This window comes from Kocuria sp. ICS0012, from assembly GCF_001665945.1.
Classification (GTDB): Bacteria; Actinomycetota; Actinomycetes; order Actinomycetales; family Micrococcaceae; genus Kocuria; species Kocuria marina.
Map to the genome: position 1 here is coordinate 150,930 of NZ_LZMM01000046.1, position 17,921 is coordinate 168,850.

Annotated in this window: 14 protein-coding genes and 1 pseudogene; 9 read left to right on the forward strand and 6 right to left on the reverse strand. The window is 69.2% G+C overall.

The genetic code is table 11. The annotated features are described in order from the left end of the window. Positions 1-41 precede the first annotated feature (41 nt). Positions 42-1,373, forward strand: a pseudogene (locus tag A5728_RS07895) (short-chain fatty acid transporter). On the opposite strand, the gene A5728_RS14120 reads toward A5728_RS07895, so the two are convergent. After that, positions 1,298-1,882, reverse strand: coding sequence for an NAD(P)-dependent oxidoreductase (locus tag A5728_RS14120; RefSeq protein ID WP_369795623.1), 585 nt, complete (start codon positions 1,880-1,882; stop codon positions 1,298-1,300). The pseudogene A5728_RS07895 and the gene A5728_RS14120 sit on opposite strands and share 76 nt — an antisense overlap. On the opposite strand from A5728_RS14120, the gene A5728_RS14125 reads away from it, so the two are divergent. Next, on the forward strand, positions 1,847-2,431 hold the full coding sequence (locus A5728_RS14125; protein WP_231885565.1) for a LysR substrate-binding domain-containing protein: 585 nt from the start codon (positions 1,847-1,849) through the stop codon (positions 2,429-2,431). The genes A5728_RS14120 and A5728_RS14125 overlap by 36 nt on opposite strands. Here the strand turns inward: A5728_RS14125 and A5728_RS07910 are convergent. Next, on the reverse strand, positions 2,415-2,909 hold the full coding sequence (locus A5728_RS07910) for a GNAT family N-acetyltransferase (RefSeq protein WP_197493126.1): 495 nt from the start codon (positions 2,907-2,909) through the stop codon (positions 2,415-2,417). The genes A5728_RS14125 and A5728_RS07910 overlap by 17 nt on opposite strands. Beyond that, a complete protein-coding gene (locus A5728_RS07915; protein WP_064846515.1) occupies positions 2,906-3,535 on the reverse strand; it encodes a TetR/AcrR family transcriptional regulator C-terminal domain-containing protein in 630 nt (209 codons plus the stop codon). The genes A5728_RS07910 and A5728_RS07915 overlap by 4 nt, the downstream gene beginning before the upstream one ends. Positions 3,536-3,652: 117 nt before the next feature. On the opposite strand from A5728_RS07915, the gene bioB reads away from it, so the two are divergent. The 4 genes from bioB (at position 3,653) to bioD (ending at position 8,478) form a co-directional block, all read left to right on the forward strand. Continuing rightward, positions 3,653-5,050: a biotin synthase BioB gene (gene bioB, locus A5728_RS07920; RefSeq protein ID WP_064846516.1), complete on the forward strand. Its 1,398-nt coding sequence runs from the start codon at positions 3,653-3,655 to the stop codon at positions 5,048-5,050. Positions 5,051-5,126: 76 nt separating this feature from the next. Further along, entirely contained in the window at positions 5,127-6,494 is a 1,368-nt protein-coding gene (gene bioA, locus A5728_RS07925) for an adenosylmethionine--8-amino-7-oxononanoate transaminase (protein ID WP_231885566.1), read from the forward strand. After that, positions 6,491-7,765 (forward strand): 8-amino-7-oxononanoate synthase, encoded by a 1,275-nt coding sequence (locus tag A5728_RS07930; protein WP_082943327.1) that lies wholly within the window; start codon positions 6,491-6,493, stop codon positions 7,763-7,765. The genes bioA and A5728_RS07930 overlap by 4 nt, the downstream gene beginning before the upstream one ends. Further along, a complete protein-coding gene (gene bioD, locus A5728_RS07935; RefSeq protein WP_064846517.1) occupies positions 7,762-8,478 on the forward strand; it encodes a dethiobiotin synthase in 717 nt (238 codons plus the stop codon). Before A5728_RS07930 ends, bioD begins: the two co-directional genes overlap by 4 nt. Before the next feature lie 20 nt (positions 8,479-8,498). Here the strand turns inward: bioD and A5728_RS07940 are convergent, their stop codons facing one another. Beyond that, positions 8,499-10,025, reverse strand: a complete 1,527-nt coding sequence (locus A5728_RS07940; protein ID WP_064846518.1) for a gluconokinase — start codon at positions 10,023-10,025, stop codon at positions 8,499-8,501. A 265-nt stretch (positions 10,026-10,290) separates the two neighbouring features. Between A5728_RS07940 and ilvD the strand changes: the two genes are divergently transcribed. The 3 genes from ilvD to A5728_RS07955 all read left to right on the forward strand — a co-directional run bounded on the left by ilvD (position 10,291) and on the right by A5728_RS07955 (position 15,455). After that, positions 10,291-12,129 (forward strand): dihydroxy-acid dehydratase, encoded by a 1,839-nt coding sequence (gene ilvD / locus A5728_RS07945; RefSeq protein WP_064846519.1) that lies wholly within the window; start codon positions 10,291-10,293, stop codon positions 12,127-12,129. A gap of 40 nt (positions 12,130-12,169) precedes the next feature. Next, positions 12,170-13,834 (forward strand): amino acid permease, encoded by a 1,665-nt coding sequence (locus tag A5728_RS07950; protein ID WP_082943328.1) that lies wholly within the window; start codon positions 12,170-12,172, stop codon positions 13,832-13,834. A 130-nt stretch (positions 13,835-13,964) separates the two neighbouring features. Then, complete coding sequence (locus tag A5728_RS07955; RefSeq protein ID WP_064846520.1) at positions 13,965-15,455, forward strand: sodium:alanine symporter family protein; 1,491 nt, start codon at positions 13,965-13,967, stop codon at positions 15,453-15,455. A 138-nt stretch (positions 15,456-15,593) separates the two neighbouring features. Here the strand turns inward: A5728_RS07955 and A5728_RS07960 are convergent, their stop codons facing one another. Next, on the reverse strand, positions 15,594-16,868 hold the full coding sequence (locus A5728_RS07960; protein WP_064846521.1) for a hypothetical protein: 1,275 nt from the start codon (positions 16,866-16,868) through the stop codon (positions 15,594-15,596). Positions 16,869-17,427: 559 nt separating this feature from the next. Continuing rightward, on the reverse strand, positions 17,428-17,919 hold the full coding sequence (locus A5728_RS07965) for a CoA-binding protein (RefSeq protein ID WP_064846522.1): 492 nt from the start codon (positions 17,917-17,919) through the stop codon (positions 17,428-17,430). Positions 17,920-17,921: the final 2 nt, after the last annotated feature.

Below are 17,921 nucleotides of genomic sequence, written 5' to 3' on the forward strand. Positions count from 1 at the left end.
AGGCCACCGCCGCCCGGTCCGAACCGCCGCTGGCCCGCGTGATGCGGCCGCTCAACACCGCCGTGGAGAGGTTCATCCCCTCGGCGCTGATCTTCGCCATAGTCCTCACCGTCCTGGTGGCCCTCATGGCCCTGCTGCTGACCGATTCCGGGCCCGTGGCCGTGATCCAGGGATGGGGCACGGGACTGTCTGGGCTGCTGGAGTTCATGACCCAGATGGCGCTGGTGCTGTTGCTCGGTCATGCCCTGGCCAGTACCCGGCCCGTGCGCGCCGGTCTCGGCAAGTTGGCCTCGGTGCCCCGCTCACCCCTGCGCGCCTACATCTTCGTGTTCGTCATCGCTGCGGTGGCCTCCCTCATCACATGGGGTTTCGGCCTGGTGGTCGGCGGTCTGCTCGCCCGGGAGGTCGCCGCGGAGTTCGCGCGCAGGCGCCAGGCCGTGAGCTTCCCGATGCTCGTGGCGTCCGGGTTCTCCGGGTTCGTGGTGTGGCACATGGGGTATTCGGGCTCCGGCCCACTGACCGCCGCGACCCCGGGCTCGTTCATCGAGAAGCAGGTGGGCCACATCATTCCCATCAGGGAGACCATTTTCTCGTAATGGAACATCAGCGCGATCGTCGTCACCCTGATCCTGGTGGCCCTGGCGCTCTGGCTCGTGGCACCGCGCAGCGTTCCCGAGTCCCACACGGTCACGGCCGAGGCGCTCGCCCAGTCCGAACAGGAGATCGAGCGTCCGGTCATAGAGGCCCCGGCCGACCGGTTGGATGCCTCCCGCATCCCCACGACTCTCGTGGGCCTGGCACTGGTGGCCTACCTGGTCATCCACTTCGCCGGGGGTGGAACGGTCACCCTGAACATCGTGAACTGGATGTTCCTGGGGCTGATCTTCCTGTTGTCCCGCAACACGTTCGAGGTCATGGGCCTGGTCAAGAACGCCGCGTCGAACGTGGGGGACATCCTGCTGCAGTTCCCCCTGTACGCCGGGATCATGGGCATCATGACCGCCACGGGGCTGATCCAGGTGCTCTCCGACTCGATCGTCGCCGTGGCATCGCCCCAGACGCTGGGCCTGCTGGCCTTCCTGTCCGCAGGGCTGGTCAACTTCTTCGTCCCGTCCGGCGGCGGGCAGGTGGCCATCCAGGCACCCATCCTGTTGGACGCCGCCGCCCGCCTGGACGTGGACCCCGCCGTGGTGATCATGGCCGTGTCCTACGGCGATCAATGGACGAACATGATCCAGCCGTTCTGGGCCCTGCCGTTGCTGGCCATCGCGGGACTGAAGATCCGGGACATCCTGGGCTACACGACCGTGGTGTTGTTGGTCTCCGGAATCGTCTTCGCCGCCACCATGCTGGTCGTGGGCGCGGGGGTCTGAGCGCGTGTCGTGCTCCGGGCGGCCGCGGGGAGGTCCACGCCCGTCTGCTCACCGGCGGACAGCGCGAGCCCCACGTCCTTGGCGGCCAGGACGGAACCCTCCGCACACGCTTCGAGATTGACGAAGAGCATCATGTTGTTCACGATCTTGGCCGATTGCCCCATGCCCGGCCCGCCGGTGTGCACGATCCGACCCTCCATGGGAGTGATGACCTGCTCGGCCCGGGCCACGGTGTCCTTGTCGCCCCCGATCATGAACGTGAGTGTTCCCGCCGCAGCACCGCTGATCCCGCCCGAGACCGGGGCGTCCACGAACGCGAAACCCTTCTCCGCCGCGGCCTTGTGCAGCTCCAGGGCGGTTTCCACGTCGATCGTGGAACTGTCGATGAGGAGGGCGTCCTTCGGGGCGAGCGCCAGGACGCCCTGGTCCGATCGGACGGGGCGTGGGAGCCCACGGATCTGGGTCGACAGTTCGTGAGTGCCGCCGAGGGCATCGAGAGGGCCCTGGATTCCCTCGCCCTGGAATCGGGCGGTGCGGGAGGCGGGGTGAAGGGGCTCGTGCGGGTCTTGGCCCCGGACGGCCTGGGCGGGATCGCCGTGGGTGAGGCCATGCGCAGGCTGTCCGAGACCCACCCCGGTGTGCGGCTCGAGATGATCAACGCGGCGCGCCGCCCGAGCGCCAACCTCGTGGGGATCGACGTCGCGGTGGTCGTGGGGTGCCCAGAGGTCTCCCGGAACGAGTCGTTCCACTCGGCGGACTACTTCCTGGGGCTCTACGCGTCCGCGGCGTACGTGGAACGCCACCCGGCCCTCGAGTCCCCCGCCCAATTGCAGGAGCACCCTCTGCTCTACTCCATCGAGTCCATGCAGGACGTCCCGGAGCTGATCGATCCCGTGCGGCATCTGCCGCGGATGCACCAGTCGATCGGGGCCACGTCCTCCATGGTGCACGTGGAGTTGACCCGGTCCGGGGCGGGTATCGGCCTGCTGCCGTGCTACCTGGCCGATCGCGCCAGGGTCCGCGCGCCAACGCACTCGCTCGCTAGCGCACCATCCTGAGCTCGCGCAGGTCCGACAGTCGCGGGTCCACCGTCTCGGTCCCGTCCGCGCGGAAGCCATTGCGCTCGTAGAACCGGATGGCGCGCGCATTGGCCGCGGCGACCCACAGCTGCGCGGGCTCGGCCCCCAGCGCGGCGTCCAGCAGCGCCTGTCCCGCTCCGCCGCCGTGGTGCTCGCGCAGAACGTACACCATGCGCAGCGCGGTCTCCCGCGCCGGTTGCGACTCCTCCGGTGCACCGACCGCGGCGAAGCCCACGATCCGTCCGGCCACCTCCGCGACGCGCACCGCGCTCCGGCCGGCTTCATCGCGCAGCAGGCCGTCCCACATGGTGCGACGACGCCACTGCGCCGTCTCGTCGTAGAAACGCTCCGGGAGCATGCCCGCGTACGTCTCACGCCAGGAACGCACGTGGACGGCCGCGAGGGCGGGAGCGTCGTCGGGCTCGGGGAGACGGATGGTGAAGGCGGGCCGTGTCATGGGTCGGACCTCTCGAGGGGCGCTGCCTCACGCCCGAGGATCAGGGCCAGTCCGGCCTCGAACCGCGGAGCGCTGTCAGTGGTGGGCAGCCCCATGGCCTCGCGGGTCTGCTGAGCGGTGACGGAGCCCAGTGTGAACCGGACCAGGGTCAGGGCCGTGTTCTCGGCGGTCCGCTGCGTGAGACCCGTGGCGGATAGGGCCGCGACGAGTAGCGGAACCGGCGGCAGGTCGAGCGGATCGAGGGCGTGGGCCACGCCGACGACCTCCGCGCCGTCGCGCACCGCGAGGATCAGCCGACGGAACTCCGCGGCAACCCGAGCGGGGTCGAGGTGGCCGGGCTCGGTGCGGCCGTCATCGGAGTGCCCCGGACCCGCCCCGTCGTGACCGGCCGAGCGGACGGCGCGGGGAGCGGCGTCGTCGTGCACCGCGCGGTCGGCGGCGAGCGGTGCGACCATGCGCTGGGCGAGCACCGCCAGCAACTCCTGCTTGTTGGCCACGTGCCAGTAGAGGGCGCCGGGCTGGACCTCGAGCTCCTTGGCGAGGCGGCGCATGGAGAGATCACCCAGGCCGTAGCTCTGCAGGATGTGCCACGCGGCATCCACCACGTCATCGCGGTTCAGGGCCACGGTGCTCCTCTCGGGGTGCTCGGTCGGGTGCTGCGTGTGACTCTACCGATCGGCCGGTGCGGCGCGGGGCGGGCGTTGGAGAATTGACTTTCTTGAACGGCGTTCAATAATTGAACAATGTTCAAGAACCCTGCCGAGCTGGCCGAGCGCGTCCTGGCTGGCGACCCCGTGACCCCGGACGAAGCCCTCGAACTGCTGCACACCGACGACCCCGGCATGCTGGACCTCGTGGCCGCCGCCGCACGGTTGCGCCGCGAACACTTCGGGATGACCGTGAAGGTGAACTACCTGGTCAACCTGAAGTCCGGGCTGTGCGCCGAGGACTGCGGCTACTGCTCCCAGCGCCTGAACGCCGGGACAGACATCCTCAAGTACTCGTGGCTGAGCCCCGAAAAGGCGGTGGAGCAGGCCGAGTACGGTATCCGCGGTGGTGCGAGCCGCGTGTGCCTCGTGGCGAGCGGTCGCGGCCCGTCCAACCGTGAGGTGGGCAACGTGACCCGCACGGTCGAGGCGCTGAAGGAGCAGCACCCGGATGTGGAGGTCTGCGCATGCCTGGGCCTGCTCAAGGACGGCCAGGCGGAGACGCTGAGCGGCGCGGGCGTGGACGCCTACAACCACAACCTCAACACCGCCGAGTCCCACTACGAGTCCATCTGCTCCACCCACACCTACCAGGACCGCGTGGACACCGTGGAGCGCGCGAAGGACGCCGGGCTCTCCCCGTGCTCCGGGCTGATCGTGGGCATGCGGGAGACGGACGAGCAGCTCGTTGAGGCGCTCTTCGCGCTGCGGGATCTGGGCTCGGACTCCGTGCCGGTGAACTTCCTCATGCCCTTCGACGGCACGCCCCTGGCAGGCACGTGGCAGCTGAGCCCGCAGAAGTGCCTGAAGATCCTCTCCGTTGTGCGCTTCGTGTGCCCGGACAAGGAGATCCGCATGGCCGGTGGCCGCGAGATGCACCTGCGCTCGCTGCAGCCGCTCGCCCTGCACGTGGTCAACTCCCTGTTCCTGGGCGACTACCTCACCTCCGAAGGGCAGGCGGCCAAGGCGGACCTGGACATGATCGCGGACGCCGGCTTCACCGTCCTTGGTGCGGGGCCAGACCTTTCCCGTGAGCACGACGCCGCGGTGCCCGCCCACGCCTCGAGCGGCGCGGCTCCCGAGCAGGCTGCGGCGGGCCAGGCAGGTCAGACGGGCTCGGCAGGCCCGGCGAGCACGCCCTGCGGGGCCACGTGCGGAACCGGTGGAGCTGCCGGTCCCGATGCAACCTCGGGCGGCGGTCCGGCCCCCTTCGACCCCGTCTTTTCCGATCAGGGTGACGACGCCGCGCTGCCCTCGACCGCGCAGGGCCCGGTCCCTACTCGGTCAGCTGCCCCGGTCTCCGCGGCGCTCGCCGCCCTGTTGAGCTCGGGCGACGGGCCCGAACGCGACGAGAACGACACCCGGGTGAGGATCGAGCTGAGCCCGACCGTGCGGCGTCGTGGTGCGGGGACCTCGGTGGCGCCGAATGCCTGAACCGGCACCGCAGATCACGCACGGCACCGCGCCCGCCGAGAGCAGCGGGGAGGCTTCTTGCCCCGCCGCGGGTGCCGTGGCAGAGACGGCAGAACAGGGTGACGACGCCGTGGAGCCCACCCGCCTCGCCGCTCGTGACCGCGGGCTGCTCTGGCACCCCTACGCACCGCTGGACGGACCCGCACCCCACGCGGTGCTGGCCGCGGAGGGCGTGACCCTGACCCTGGAGACTCCTGAGGGGGACCGGATCCGGGCAATCGATGGCATGGCCTCGTGGTGGTGCGCCGTGCACGGCTACCGCAACCCGGAACTGGACCGCGCCGCCGTGGACCAGATCACCGAGTTCTCCCACGTGATGTTCGGGGGGCTCACGCACCGCCCGGCCGTAGAACTCGCGGAGCTGCTGGTGGAGGTCACCCCGCCCGAGCTGCAGCACGTGTTCTTCGCAGACTCGGGCTCCGTGAGCGTGGAGGTCGCGCTGAAGCTCGCGGTGCAGTACCAGGCGGCGCGCGGCCGGCCGCAGCGTCGGCGCATCCTCACGGTGCGCGGCGGCTACCACGGGGACACCACTGGCGCCATGAGCGTGTGCGACCCCGAGGGCGGGATGCACGCCGAATTCTCCGGGCTGGTGGCGGAGCAGCTGTTCGTGGCACCGCCTCCCGCGGCGTCGTCGTCGGGGGAGGATCACGAGTGGGTGGGGCCGGACGAGGACGTCGCGCGGTGGATCGCGGACGTGCGCGCCACGGCCCGGGCGCACCGGGACGAGCTCGCGGGCGTCATCGTGGAGCCCGTTCTGCAGGGAGCCGGCGGGATGCGCACGTACGACCCGCGCTGTCTGCGAGCCCTGCGGGAGATCGCGGACGAGCTGGACCTCGTGCTCATCGCGGACGAGATCGCCACGGGGTTCGGACGCACCGGGCGGTGGTTCGCGTGCGAGTGGGCCGGGGTGGTCCCGGACGTGATGTGCGTGGGCAAGGCCCTGACCGGCGGATACATGACCCTCGCCGCTGTGCTGGTGTCCGGATCCGTGGGAACGGTCATCACGGCGTCACCGCAGCGTGCGCTCATGCACGGGCCCACGTTCATGGCCAACCCGCTCGCGTGCGCGGTGGCCCTGCAGTCCGTGCGGATGCTCCGGGACACGTGGCGCCGGGACATCACCCGACTGGAAACCGCCTTCCGGGAGATCCTCCCCGCGGCCGCCGAACTCGACGCGGTAGAGGACGTGCGGGTGATCGGCGGGGTGGGTGTCGTGGAATTCCACCGGGCCCCGGACAATGCACGGTTGACGCGCGCAGCCCTCGAGCACGGTGTGTGGGTGCGGCCCTTCGGTCGGTTGCTCTACGCGATGCCGCCCTACATCTGTTCGGACGACGACTCCCGCCGCATCGCCCACGCCGTGGTGCACGCGGCCCGGGACGTGACAAGGGAGGCCGGAGCATGAACGCGCACACGGAAGCGGCCGCGGCCGGAACCGCCGCGGGACCCCTTGACGATTGGCTTCACGACCGGGCGCGGGAACGCGACGAACTGGGACTGCGGCGTGAACTGCGGCCCATGCGAGGGCCGTGTGTGGACCTCGCGTCCAACGACTACCTGGGCCTGTCGCGGGACCCCCGCGTCGTGGCCGCGGCGCACCGCGCACTGGACGGGTACGGGGCCGGTTCACGGGCGTCGCGGCTCGTCACGGGCACATTGCCCGTGCACGAGGAGCTCGAGCGCGCCCTGTGCGAGCTCACGGGTCAGCCCGCGGCCCTGGTCTTCTCGAGCGGGTACGCGGCGAACACGGGTGTGCTCACGGCGTTGGGAGATGTGGACACCCTCATCGTCTCGGACGCCCACGTGCACGCCTCCCTCGTGGACGGTGCCCGGTTGTCCCGCTCGCCCGTGCGGATCGCGCGGCACTCGGACGTGGCCCACGTGGAGCAGCTGCTGGCGGAGCGGTCGCAGTCGCGGGCGATCGTCGTCGTCGAATCCTTGTACTCGGTGTGGGGGGATCGCGCACCGCTCGAGGCGCTGGCGCGGGTGTGTCGCGCGCACGATGCGTTGTTACTCGTGGACGAGGCCCATGGGATCGGGGTCGCCGGCCGTGGTCGCGGGCTCGTGCACGAACTCGGTCTCGCGGGCGCGCCGCACGTGGTCCTGACCGTGACGCTGTCCAAGGCGCTCGGCGCGCAGGGCGGGGCGGTGCTCGGGTCCGAGCTGCTGCGCGACCACCTGCTCAACCGTGCGCGCCCGTTCGTGTACGACACCGCCCTCGCACCGGCGAGTGCCGCGGCCGCCGCGGAGGCCGCCCGGATCGTCCTCGGGCGGCCCAACCTTGCGGACCGGTTGCACGAGCGCGCGGCCTTCGTGGCCCGCGCGCTGGACGTGCCTCTCGCGCAGGCTGCGGTGCAGTCGGTGCCCGTGGGATCGGCGGAACTCGCCGTGGACGCGGCCCGGACCCTGCGTGAGCGTGGGGTGGCGGTGGGATGCTTCCGCCCGCCGTCGGTGCCGGACGGCATCAGCAGGCTGCGTCTCACGGCGCGCGCGAACATGGAATTACAAGAATTGTCGGGGGCGGTGGATCGGGTGCGGGAGGTTCTGCGCGCTCTGGAGCCGTCCACGCCGGGAATGGGCGCCGGCCCCGGCCGGATCGCGCCGTCGCGACCCGTTCCGGCCCCGGGTTCCGGCGCCGATAGAGGTACGCCATCCGTCCAGGAGGTCACCGCATGACTCACAACCCACTCGCCCATGCGCCCCTTCCCCGTATCACCATCGTCACGGGGACGGACACGGACGTGGGCAAGACCTACACGACCGCGGCGCTCGCGGTGGCCGCATGGTCCTCCGGAGTCCAACGGATCGCGGTCTACAAGCCCCAACAGACAGGCGTGCGCGGGGACGATCCGGGGGACGTTGACGACGTCGCTCGGCTGGCTCATACCGTCGGCGTGCCGTCCGCGGCGCTCACCGTGGCGGAGGGACAGCGGCTCACCGAGCCCATGGCCCCGCCTCCCGCGGCGGCGATCGACGGGGTGGACCTTCTGTCGATCACCGCGCACGTGGAGCGGGTCATGGAATTACAGGAATCCCACGACCTCGTGCTGGTGGAGGGCAGCGGGGGAGTGCTCGTGGAACTGGACGGGCAGCAGCACACGATCGCGGATCTGGCGCGGGAGCTGCAAGGCCGCGCGGGGGAGGACGTCGGGACGGTCGTGGTGACCCGCCCGGACCTGGGAACCCTGAACCACACCCTGCTGACCCTGGAGGCCCTGCACCACCGGGGCGTGCGGGTGTCGGGGGTCGTGCTGGGATCCTGGCCAGCTCACCCCGATCCGGTGCAGGAATCCAATCGGGACTACCTGGCGGACCTGCCGGATGTGAGCGGCCACCACATCCCCCTACTGGGCGCGGTCCCCGCGGGATGGAACGTCGGCGTGAGCTGAAGACGGCACATGGACGGGGCTCACGAGCCCTCCACCGCCGCCCCGTAGAGCCGCTCGAAACGGTCGTGGACACCCCGGTAGTACTCCTGCGCGGAATCGCGAGGGGTGTACGTCCCCGCGGGTTCCGGGGATGAGCACTCCACGTCCGGTGCGAGTGACTCCAGCATGAGCAGGGCATTGCCGCGGCACGTGGACCGCTTGATGGTCTGGTGGATCACGGGGGTGCCCAGGTAGTCGCCCAGGATTTGCAACCAGGACGGCAACTCCTGGGTGACCCGGCCCGCCGCCACGATCCGCTCCACGTCCGTGGCGGCCCGTTCCAGCTCGTCCGACACCCTCCGGTAGGAACCAGCGATCCCCTCCAGCATCCCGCGCGCCATAGCGGAGGCATCCGTGGACGCTGACACATCTGCGAACACCGCCCGCGCACTGCCCGCCCACCCGGTGGAGCGTTCGCCGGTCAGGAAGGGGAGCACCCCGGGGGTGTCGGGGGAGGGATCCGCGGCGGCGATCTCGTCGAGTACGACGCCGTCGAGCGCGAGGGTGTCGAGCAACCAGCTCACGGCGCGGCCCACGTCGTTGAGGGCGCCGCCCAGCAGGCACCGGGAGGAGTCAATGCGGTAGCACCACAGCCCCGGCGGGATGTCCTGGGGGCGGTGGTGCAGCAGGACCCGCATGGCGCCGGAGGTCGCCGCAGACGCGACGATCGTGTGCTCGTCCGATCCGCCCACCCCCAGGTTGGCGCACAGCCCGTCCGCCACGGGCGCGAACCACTGCGCGTCCGCGAGCCCCTGCCAACGCGCGGTGCGATCGGGATCCACGTCCGGCAGCGGCTCGTGGGGTTCGAGGACCGGGGAGAGCGCGTCCGCGGTGATGCCGGCGGCCTTGAGCATCCGCCGATCCCAGTTGCCCGAACGGCGGTTGAGCAGCCCCGTCCACGCGGCGGTCGCGGTACCCGCGGCGGTGGTGCCGAGCAGACGCAACCACACGTACTCGCCGATGCTCAGCCAGCGCTCTGCGGCCTCGAAGTCCTCGGGGCGCGTTTCCGCGAGCCACCGGAACCGCGGGGCCAGGTAGCTCGTGTGCAGGCGCGCGCCCACGGTCTGCTGGACCTGCCGTTCGTCGAGTTCCTCGCGCATTTGTTTCAGCTGCGGCGCGCACCGTGAGTCGGCGTACGTGAAGCATTCGGTCACGGGGTCACCCTTCGCGTCCACACCCACCAGGGAGGACGCGAAGGAGTCCAGGCCGACGCCGCGCACCCGCCCCGCGAGCTCCTTCCGGTCGCACACCACGTCCAGGATCTCGCGGATCTCGTCCACCACCTGGTCCGGGTCGATCACGGAGGTGCCGTCCGCCGCGGTGGTGAACGCGTGGGGGATCTTGTGGCGGTACCCGCGCACGGGTGTCCCGGTGGCGTCATGCACGGAGCCGCGCGTGGCGGTGGAGCCGATGTCCAGGGTCATCACCAGGGGGTCCTGCGCCCGGTCCAGTTCCACGGCGAAGTCCACGCCGTCGTCCATGCACGGTGTGTTCTTGTGCTTGCCCATCTGCGTCTTGCTCCCTCGCGGTTGTGCCGTCCTCCCAGTCTAGGGACGGGCCCGGTGCGCGCTCGGCGGACGACGGCGCCGGGGTCCGGGGCGCGCGGGACGGACGGCGGCGTCGTCGTCCCCTCGTCCCGAATGGTGAGACTGCTGTCTGCTATGTGAAAACTGTGTCGGGGTCACGCGTATCCTGGAGGGAACACTTTTTGCCGGGAGAACGGCGCATTTCGCCTCGTCCACATCCCGGTCCAGCCTTCGGGAAGGGGTCACAGTGCCGCAGCTACGTTCAGCAACGTCCACCACCGGTCGGAACATGGCGGGTGCCCGCGCCCTCTGGCGCGCCACCGGCATGGGCAGCGAAGACTTCGGCAAGCCGATCATCGCGATCGCGAACTCCTTCACGCAATTCGTCCCCGGTCACGTGCACCTGAAGAACATGGGGGAGCTCGTGGCCTCCGCGGTGCGCGAGGCCGGAGGCGTGGCCAAGGAGTTCAACACCATCGCCGTGGACGACGGCATCGCCATGGGCCACGACGGCATGCTGTACTCCCTGCCCTCCCGGGACATCATCGCCGACTCCGTGGAGTACATGGTCAACGCGCACTGCGCGGACGCCCTGGTGTGCATCTCCAACTGCGACAAGATCACCCCCGGCATGCTCATGGCCGCGCTGCGCCTGAACATCCCCGTGGTCTTCGTCTCCGGCGGCCCCATGGAATCCGGCGAGGGCGTGGAGGGCGTGGTGGAGCACCGCGTGGACCTCGTGGACGCCATGGCCCTGGCCGTGGACGAGTCCGTCACGGACACGCAGCTGGCCCAGATCGAGGAGAACGCGTGCCCCACGTGCGGTTCGTGCTCCGGGATGTTCACCGCCAACTCCATGAACTGCCTGACCGAGGCGCTGGGTCTGTCCCTGCCCGGCAACGGCACCACGCTGGCCACGCACGTGAACCGCAAGCGGTTGTTCCTGGAGGCCGGGCGGCGGATCGTGGAATCCGCCAAGCGCTATTACGAGCACGACGACGACTCCGTGCTGCCCCGCAACATCGCCACCAAGGCAGCGTTCCGCAACGCCATGGCCCTGGACATCGCCATGGGTGGGTCCACCAACACGGTGCTGCACATCCTGGCCGCCGCGCAGGAAGCCGAGGTGGACTTCAATCTCTCGGACATCGACGCGCTGTCCCGGAAGGTCCCGTGCCTGGCCAAGGTGGCGCCGAACTCCACCAAGTATCACATCGAGCACGTCCACCGGGCGGGCGGCATCCCCGCGATCCTGGGTGAACTGCGGCGCGGCGGGCTGCTGAACGAGGACGTCCACACCGTCCACTCGCAGACCATGGGCGAGTGGTTGGACGAGTGGGACATCCGCTCGGGCAAGGCATCCGACGCCGCCAAGGAGTTCTTCCTGGCGGCACCGGGCGGCGTGCGCACCACCCAGGCGTTCTCGCAGGCCAACGAGTACGAGGACCACGACGTGGACGCCGCCGAGGGCTGCATCCGCTCCGTGGAGCACGCCTACACCAAGGAGGGTGGGCTCTGCGTGCTGTTCGGCAACATCGCCGAGGACGGCGCGGTGATCAAGACCGCCGGGATCGACCCCGACCTGTTCCACTTCACCGGCCGGGCCTTCGTGGTGGAGTCCCAGGACGAGGCCGTGCACGAGATCCTCTCCAAGAACGTGAAGGAGGGGGACATCGTCGTCATCGCCTACGAGGGACCCAAGGGCGGACCGGGCATGCAGGAGATGCTGTACCCCACGAGCTACCTCAAGGGCCTGGGGCTCGGGAAGAAGTGCGCGCTCATCACGGACGGCCGCTTCTCCGGGGGCACCTCCGGGATCTCGATCGGCCACATCTCCCCGGAGGCCGCGGCCGGCGGTGCCGTGGGTCTCATCGAGCACGGTGACGAGATCGAGATCGACGTGGAGAACCGCGTGCTGCGGGTCAACGTGGACGACGCCGAGCTCGCGCGCCGTCGCCAGGAGAAGGGTGACGCCCCCTGGAAGCCCACCAAGCCGCGTGAACGTCGCGTGTCCAAGGCGCTGCGGGCGTACGCTTCCATGGTGACCTCCGCGGACAAGGGCGCAGTGCGCGTCGTGGAGGACTGAGGACGGTCCGACCCGGGCGGTCAGGACGAAGGGAACAGGTATGTCCCAGAACGGCCCGCAGTTGACCGAGGCCCAGGAGAAACACATCCTGCGGCGGCGCTTCGAGGACGAGACGGCGGGGTTCCACAAGGGGCTGGGCGCCCGCCAGTTGCAGATGATCGCGATCGGCAGCGCGATCGGGACCGGGCTGTTCCTGGGCGCCGGTGGCCGTTTGGAGCAGGCCGGTCCGTCCCTGTTCCTGCTGTACGCGGTGTGCGGTTTCTTCGGTTACCTGATCCTGCGCTCACTGGGCGAACTCGTGGTGCACCGGCCGTCCTCCGGTTCGTTCGTCTCCTACGCCCGTGAGTTCTACGGCGAGAAGGCCGCGTACGTCTCCGGGTGGTTGTACTGGCTGAACTGGGCCATGACAGCGGTCGCGGATGCCACGGCCATCGCGATCTACATCAAGTGGTTCGGTCAGTACAGCGCGTTCGTGGCGGGGATCCCGCAGTGGATCCTCGCATTGATCGTGGTGGTCCTAGTGGTGTCGCTGAACCTGGTCTCGGTCAAGGTGTTCGGCGAGCTGGAGTTCTGGTTCTCTCTGATTAAGGTCCTGGCCCTGGTGGTCTTCCTGGTCATCGGCACGTTCTTCGTGCTGTTTGGCACGCCCACCGGTTCCGAGGTGGGGTTCTCCCTGATCCGGGACAACGGGGGCCTCTTTCCGTCCGGCGTGCTGCCGGCGCTCATCGTGGTGCAGGGTGTGGTGTTCGCGTACGCCGGCATCGAGCTCGTGGGCACCACGTCCGGGGAGACCCGCAACGCGGAGAAGGTCATCCCCCGGGCCATCAACACGGTGATCCTGCGGATCGCGGTGTTCTACGTGGGCTCCGTCCTGCTGTTGTGCCTGCTGTTGCCCTACACCGCCTACAGCGCCACCGAGAGCCCGTTCGTCACGTTCTTCTCGTCCATTGGCGTGGACGCGGCGGGGCCCATCATGCAGCTCGTGGTGATCACCGCGGCGCTGTCCTCGCTCAACGCAGGCCTCTATTCCACCGGGCGCATCGTCCATTCCATGGCGCAGGCCGGTTCCGCCCCGAGGTTCACGGGCAAGCTGTCCGCGTCCGGTGTGCCCTACGGCGGCATCCTGTTGACCGCCGGGGTGGCCGTGCTCGGCGTGGGGCTGAACTTCGTGGTCCCGGAGCAGGCGTTCGAGATCGTGCTGAACCTCGCGGCACTGGGCACCATGGCGGGCTGGGCCGCGATCTCGCTGTCCCACCAGCGATACGTCTCCCTGGCGCGGAAGGGCTTCTACAACCGCCCGACCTACCGGGCACCGCTGGCGCCGTTCACCAACTGGCTGACCATGTTCTTCCTCGCGGGGGTCCTTGTGCTGATGGCTGTGGACTACCCCGTGGGCACCTTCACCCTGGCGTCCTCCCTGGTGCTGATCCCGGTCCTGGTGATCGGGTGGTTCATGGTGCGGGGCAGGGTGCGCGAGATCGCCGCCGAACGCGAGGGCTTCACGGGGGCGTTCCCGGTGCTCGCGGAGCGGCCCGCGGTGGGCGCGTTCCGCCCGGTGGGCCGGGAGAACTCCACGGGTTCCGGGTCCACCACGTCCACGGCGTCCCTGCATCGGGCCCCGGGGCCGGGTTCCACCGACGGTGCCCCGACGCCGCCCCCGGGGCACCAGGGCCCGGGGCACCAGGGCCCTGACACGTCCCGCTGACACTCACACGGGGCCCTGTTTCCGCTACTGTGACCTAGATCAGTGCAACAGCACACGTCAGTCACCCGGTTCCCCGCTGCCCATCGCGCAGCGGCCGGAACCGTCTTGAGGCAGAATTCCGGGGAATCACATGGATGCGTTGACAGAACTCGTGGGAACGCTGGGCGGTTACATCTGGTACGTCGTCTTCGCGATCCTGATTGGTGTGGGGTTGTACCTGACCATCCGCACCAAGGCCATTCAGCTACGCGGGATCCCCGAGATGTTCAGGGTGCTCACCGATCCGCCCGGTGATGCCGAGAACGGCCGGAAGGGCATCTCCTCGTTCCGCGCGTTCACGGTCTCCGCGGCCGCTCGCGTGGGCACGGGCAACATCGCCGGTGTGGCCATCGCCATCAGCCTGGGTGGGCCCGGCGCGGTGTTCTGGATGTGGGTCATCGCCGCGATCGGCGCGGCCAGCGCGTTCGTGGAGTCCCTGCTGGGGCAGCTGTACAAGGTCAAGACCGGCGACGGCTACGTGGGCGGTCCCGCGTACTACATGGAGCGCGGGCTCAACAAGCGCTGGATGGGTCTGCTGTTCGCGGTCATCATCACCGTGACCTACGGTTTCGTGTTCAACTCCGTGCAGTCCAATTCCATCGTGGACGCCGTGAGCGGGTCCTTCGACGTGGACATCACCAACGGCCAGGGCATGTGGATGCGTGTGGTCCTGGGTCTCGCGCTCGTGGTCATCACCGCGGCCGTGATCTTCGGCGGCATCCGCTCCATCTCCTCCGTGACGCAGATCCTGGTCCCCGTCATGGCCGTGCTGTACCTGGTCTTGGGGCTGCTCGTGGTGGTCCTGAACATCACCGCGGTCCCCGGCATGCTGCTCATGATCGTGGAGGGTGCGTTCGGCATCCGTGAGTTCGTTACGGGCAGCGTGCTCGGTGTGATCATCCAGGGCATGAAGCGCGGTCTGTTCTCCAACGAGGCCGGCATGGGTTCCGCGCCCAACGCCGGTGCGACCGCGTCCATCTCCCACCCGGCCAAGCAGGGCTTCGTGCAGTCCCTGGGGGTGTTCTTCGACACCATGCTCGTGTGCTCGATCACCGCGTTCATCGTGCTGCTCTCCAACCCCACGTTCGGCGACGAGCGCCAGGGTGCCTCCCTCACGCAGAGCGCCCTGGGCATGCAGCTGGGTGACTGGGCCGTGCACTTCCTGACCGTGGCGATCTTCCTGTTCGCGTGGTCCTCGGTGATCGGCAACTACTACTACGGCGAGTCCAACATCCGCTTCATGACCAAGTCCCGTGCGGCCATGAACATCTACCGCTTCGCCGTGCTCGTGTGCGTGTTCTTGGGCGCCATGCTCGCGCTGGACCTCGTGTGGTCCCTCGCGGACCTGTTCATGGCCCTCATGGCCACGCTGAACCTCATCGCGCTGTGCATGCTCGCGGGTGTCGCCGCCAAGGTGCTGGCCAACTACATGGAACAGCGCAAGGCCGGGGTGGAGCCCGTGTTCAAGGCCGGGGACGTCCCCGGGATCACCGGTCTCTCCGCCTGGGACGGCACGGACACCGTCACACTCCCCGTGTTCTGGGAACAGCGCGCCAACCAGAAGAACGGGGCGCGCCCCTGAGAGCGACCCGTACGCGGCGTCGTCGTCCCCGGCTCTTTGCAGGGGCGACGACGCCGCACGCGTCCCCGCGCGCAGGTCGTCGTCTGTGCGCGGCGCGCGCGGACGACGCCGCTCGCGGGGGCCGCTCGACGGCTGCGCTCAGCCGCGCTCGGGCGAGGGGCTCGGGGAATCGCCCGAGCCGTCCGCGAGATCCTGCTGGACCTGGGTGTCGATCGCGCCGGTGAGGGCGTCGTCGTCCGCGGGGGAATCGTGGGCCGCGTCCCGGAGCTGGTGCTCGTTGAACTCGGAGAACTCCTTGTCCTGCGCGCGACGCTTGGTCAGCAGGGCGCGGATTCGGTTGCGGCGCCCGGCCTCCACGCTGATGTCCTCGCGGTGACGGAACCACCACCACAGCATGACGACCACCAGGACCATGCCCACGTACCCGATGATCGGGTAGACCACGCTCATCAGGGTGCCGAAGCCCACGAGGCTCACCACGTAACCCACCGCGCACAGGCCCAGGAAAATCGGGACGTAGCGGTGGCGGTGGTTCACGGTGACCCGGCGACCCAGGGCGTAGAACATGCTGATGGTCGTGTTGTAGATCATCACGAACGTCACCACAACCATCCCGAGTGCGGCCCAGGGGTGCATGGTCTGGAAGAGCTGGAGCATGGGCACCTCGGAGCCGCCCACGGCATCGAAGTTCACGAGTAGGGCGAAGGCGTTCATGGCCAGAAGAACGGTGTAGACCACGCCGCCCAGCAGCCCGCCCCAGCCGGCATCGCGCGGGTTGAGGGCGTTGCCGCCGATCACCAGGGACATGGACACGCCCAGCATCAGGGCCATGCACGTGTAGTTGATCGCGGACAGCCACCACGGGCTCACGGGGGAGCCCGCCTGCACCGCGAGCTCGTGCAGCGATCCGAGATCCACGGGGAGCTTGGTCAGGGTGTAACCGAACGCCACGATCACGGCCACGAAGATCGCCGGGGTGACCGCCGAGATGATGTTGGTGACCTTGTTGACGTTGAGCAGCCCCGTGACCATCACGAGCACCACCATGATGGCCGAACCGATCCACGCGGGCAGCCCGAACTGTTGTTCCAGTGTGGAACCCGCGCCGGCGAGCATCACGATGCCCATGGCCAGCAGGGTCAGACTCACCGCGATGTCCAGGAACCGGGACACCACGGGAGAGGACACGGACCGGAAGACCCGGCGGTGCTCGTCCGCCAGGAAGTAGCTGCCGATGTGGATGATCACGGCACCCGCGGCGATCATCAGGATCCCCGAGACCACCGCGCCGGCCAGCCCCCAGACACCGAACGAGATGAAGTACTGGATGACTTCTTGACCGGTGGCGAAACCGGCACCCACCAGCAGGCCCACGAAGGCCAGGGTGACTTGCAGGGTTTTCTTGGCGGACACGGGAGCAACTCCTCGGGGGTCGGACGGTTCTCATGTGGCTCGGACCACATTCCAGGTCTTCTCCACTGGTCAAGCATAGGGAGTGGGCTCGTCCGCGCCACGTGGCAGCGGCCTGCCCGTGACGTGATGATGCCGACACCTCCCGACTCAGGGGTCGGCGGAATACGCGGAGGTGGAGCATTCGACGAAGGGCGCACCCCGTGACGCAGCAGTGGCAGGCAGATCTCGAGAGCTTGGTGGCCGGTTAGGACGCCGTCCGCGACGACGCCCCGCAGCAGGAGGTCCTGGTGTGCTCCGGGGAGGCGGGATCGTTCGACGCCCCCATGGGTGACTACTCGCGCTTCGAGGTGGACGAATGGGGTCACCCGTGGTGCACTCCACCCTGAGCGACCCGCACTCGCAGGGCCGATAGCCCTCGCGATTTAACTGAGTAAAAGCAGGGTTTCGCGCCCAAATCTGTTTTTACTCCACTAGAAATTCGATTTCCGGTGCGGGCGTCAGCGGGGGTGGCCGGTCAGCGGCGTCGGCAGCGGCGCGCCGGCGCCGTCGCGCCCCGGTCTCAGGCCAGGACCTGGCGCTTCGAGGAGATCACTCCGGTGTTGAACCCGGCCAGGTGAAGACCGCCGTGGAAGCGCGCGTGCTCGATCTTCACGCACTGGTCCATCACCACGTCCAGCCCGGCGTCCTCCGCGATGGCCGCCGCTTCCTCGTTCCACGAGCCCAGCTGCAGCCACAGGGTCTTGGCGCCCACGGCCACGGCCTCCCGAGCCACGTCGGGCAGGTCCGCGTCCTTGCGGAACACGTCCACGAGGTCCGGGACCTCGGGCAGCTCCGCGAGCGACGGGTAGGCCTTCTGGCCCAGCACCTCGTCCAGCACGGGGTTCACGAAGTACACGCGGTACGGGCTCGACGACTGCAGGTACGTGGCCACGAAGTAGCTCGCACGGGACGGCTTGTTGGACATCCCCACGATCGCGATCGAGCGCGTGCCTCGGAGGATGCCGAGCCGTTCGGGGGCGCTGGGGCCCACCCAGGTGCGTTGCGTGCTCATAC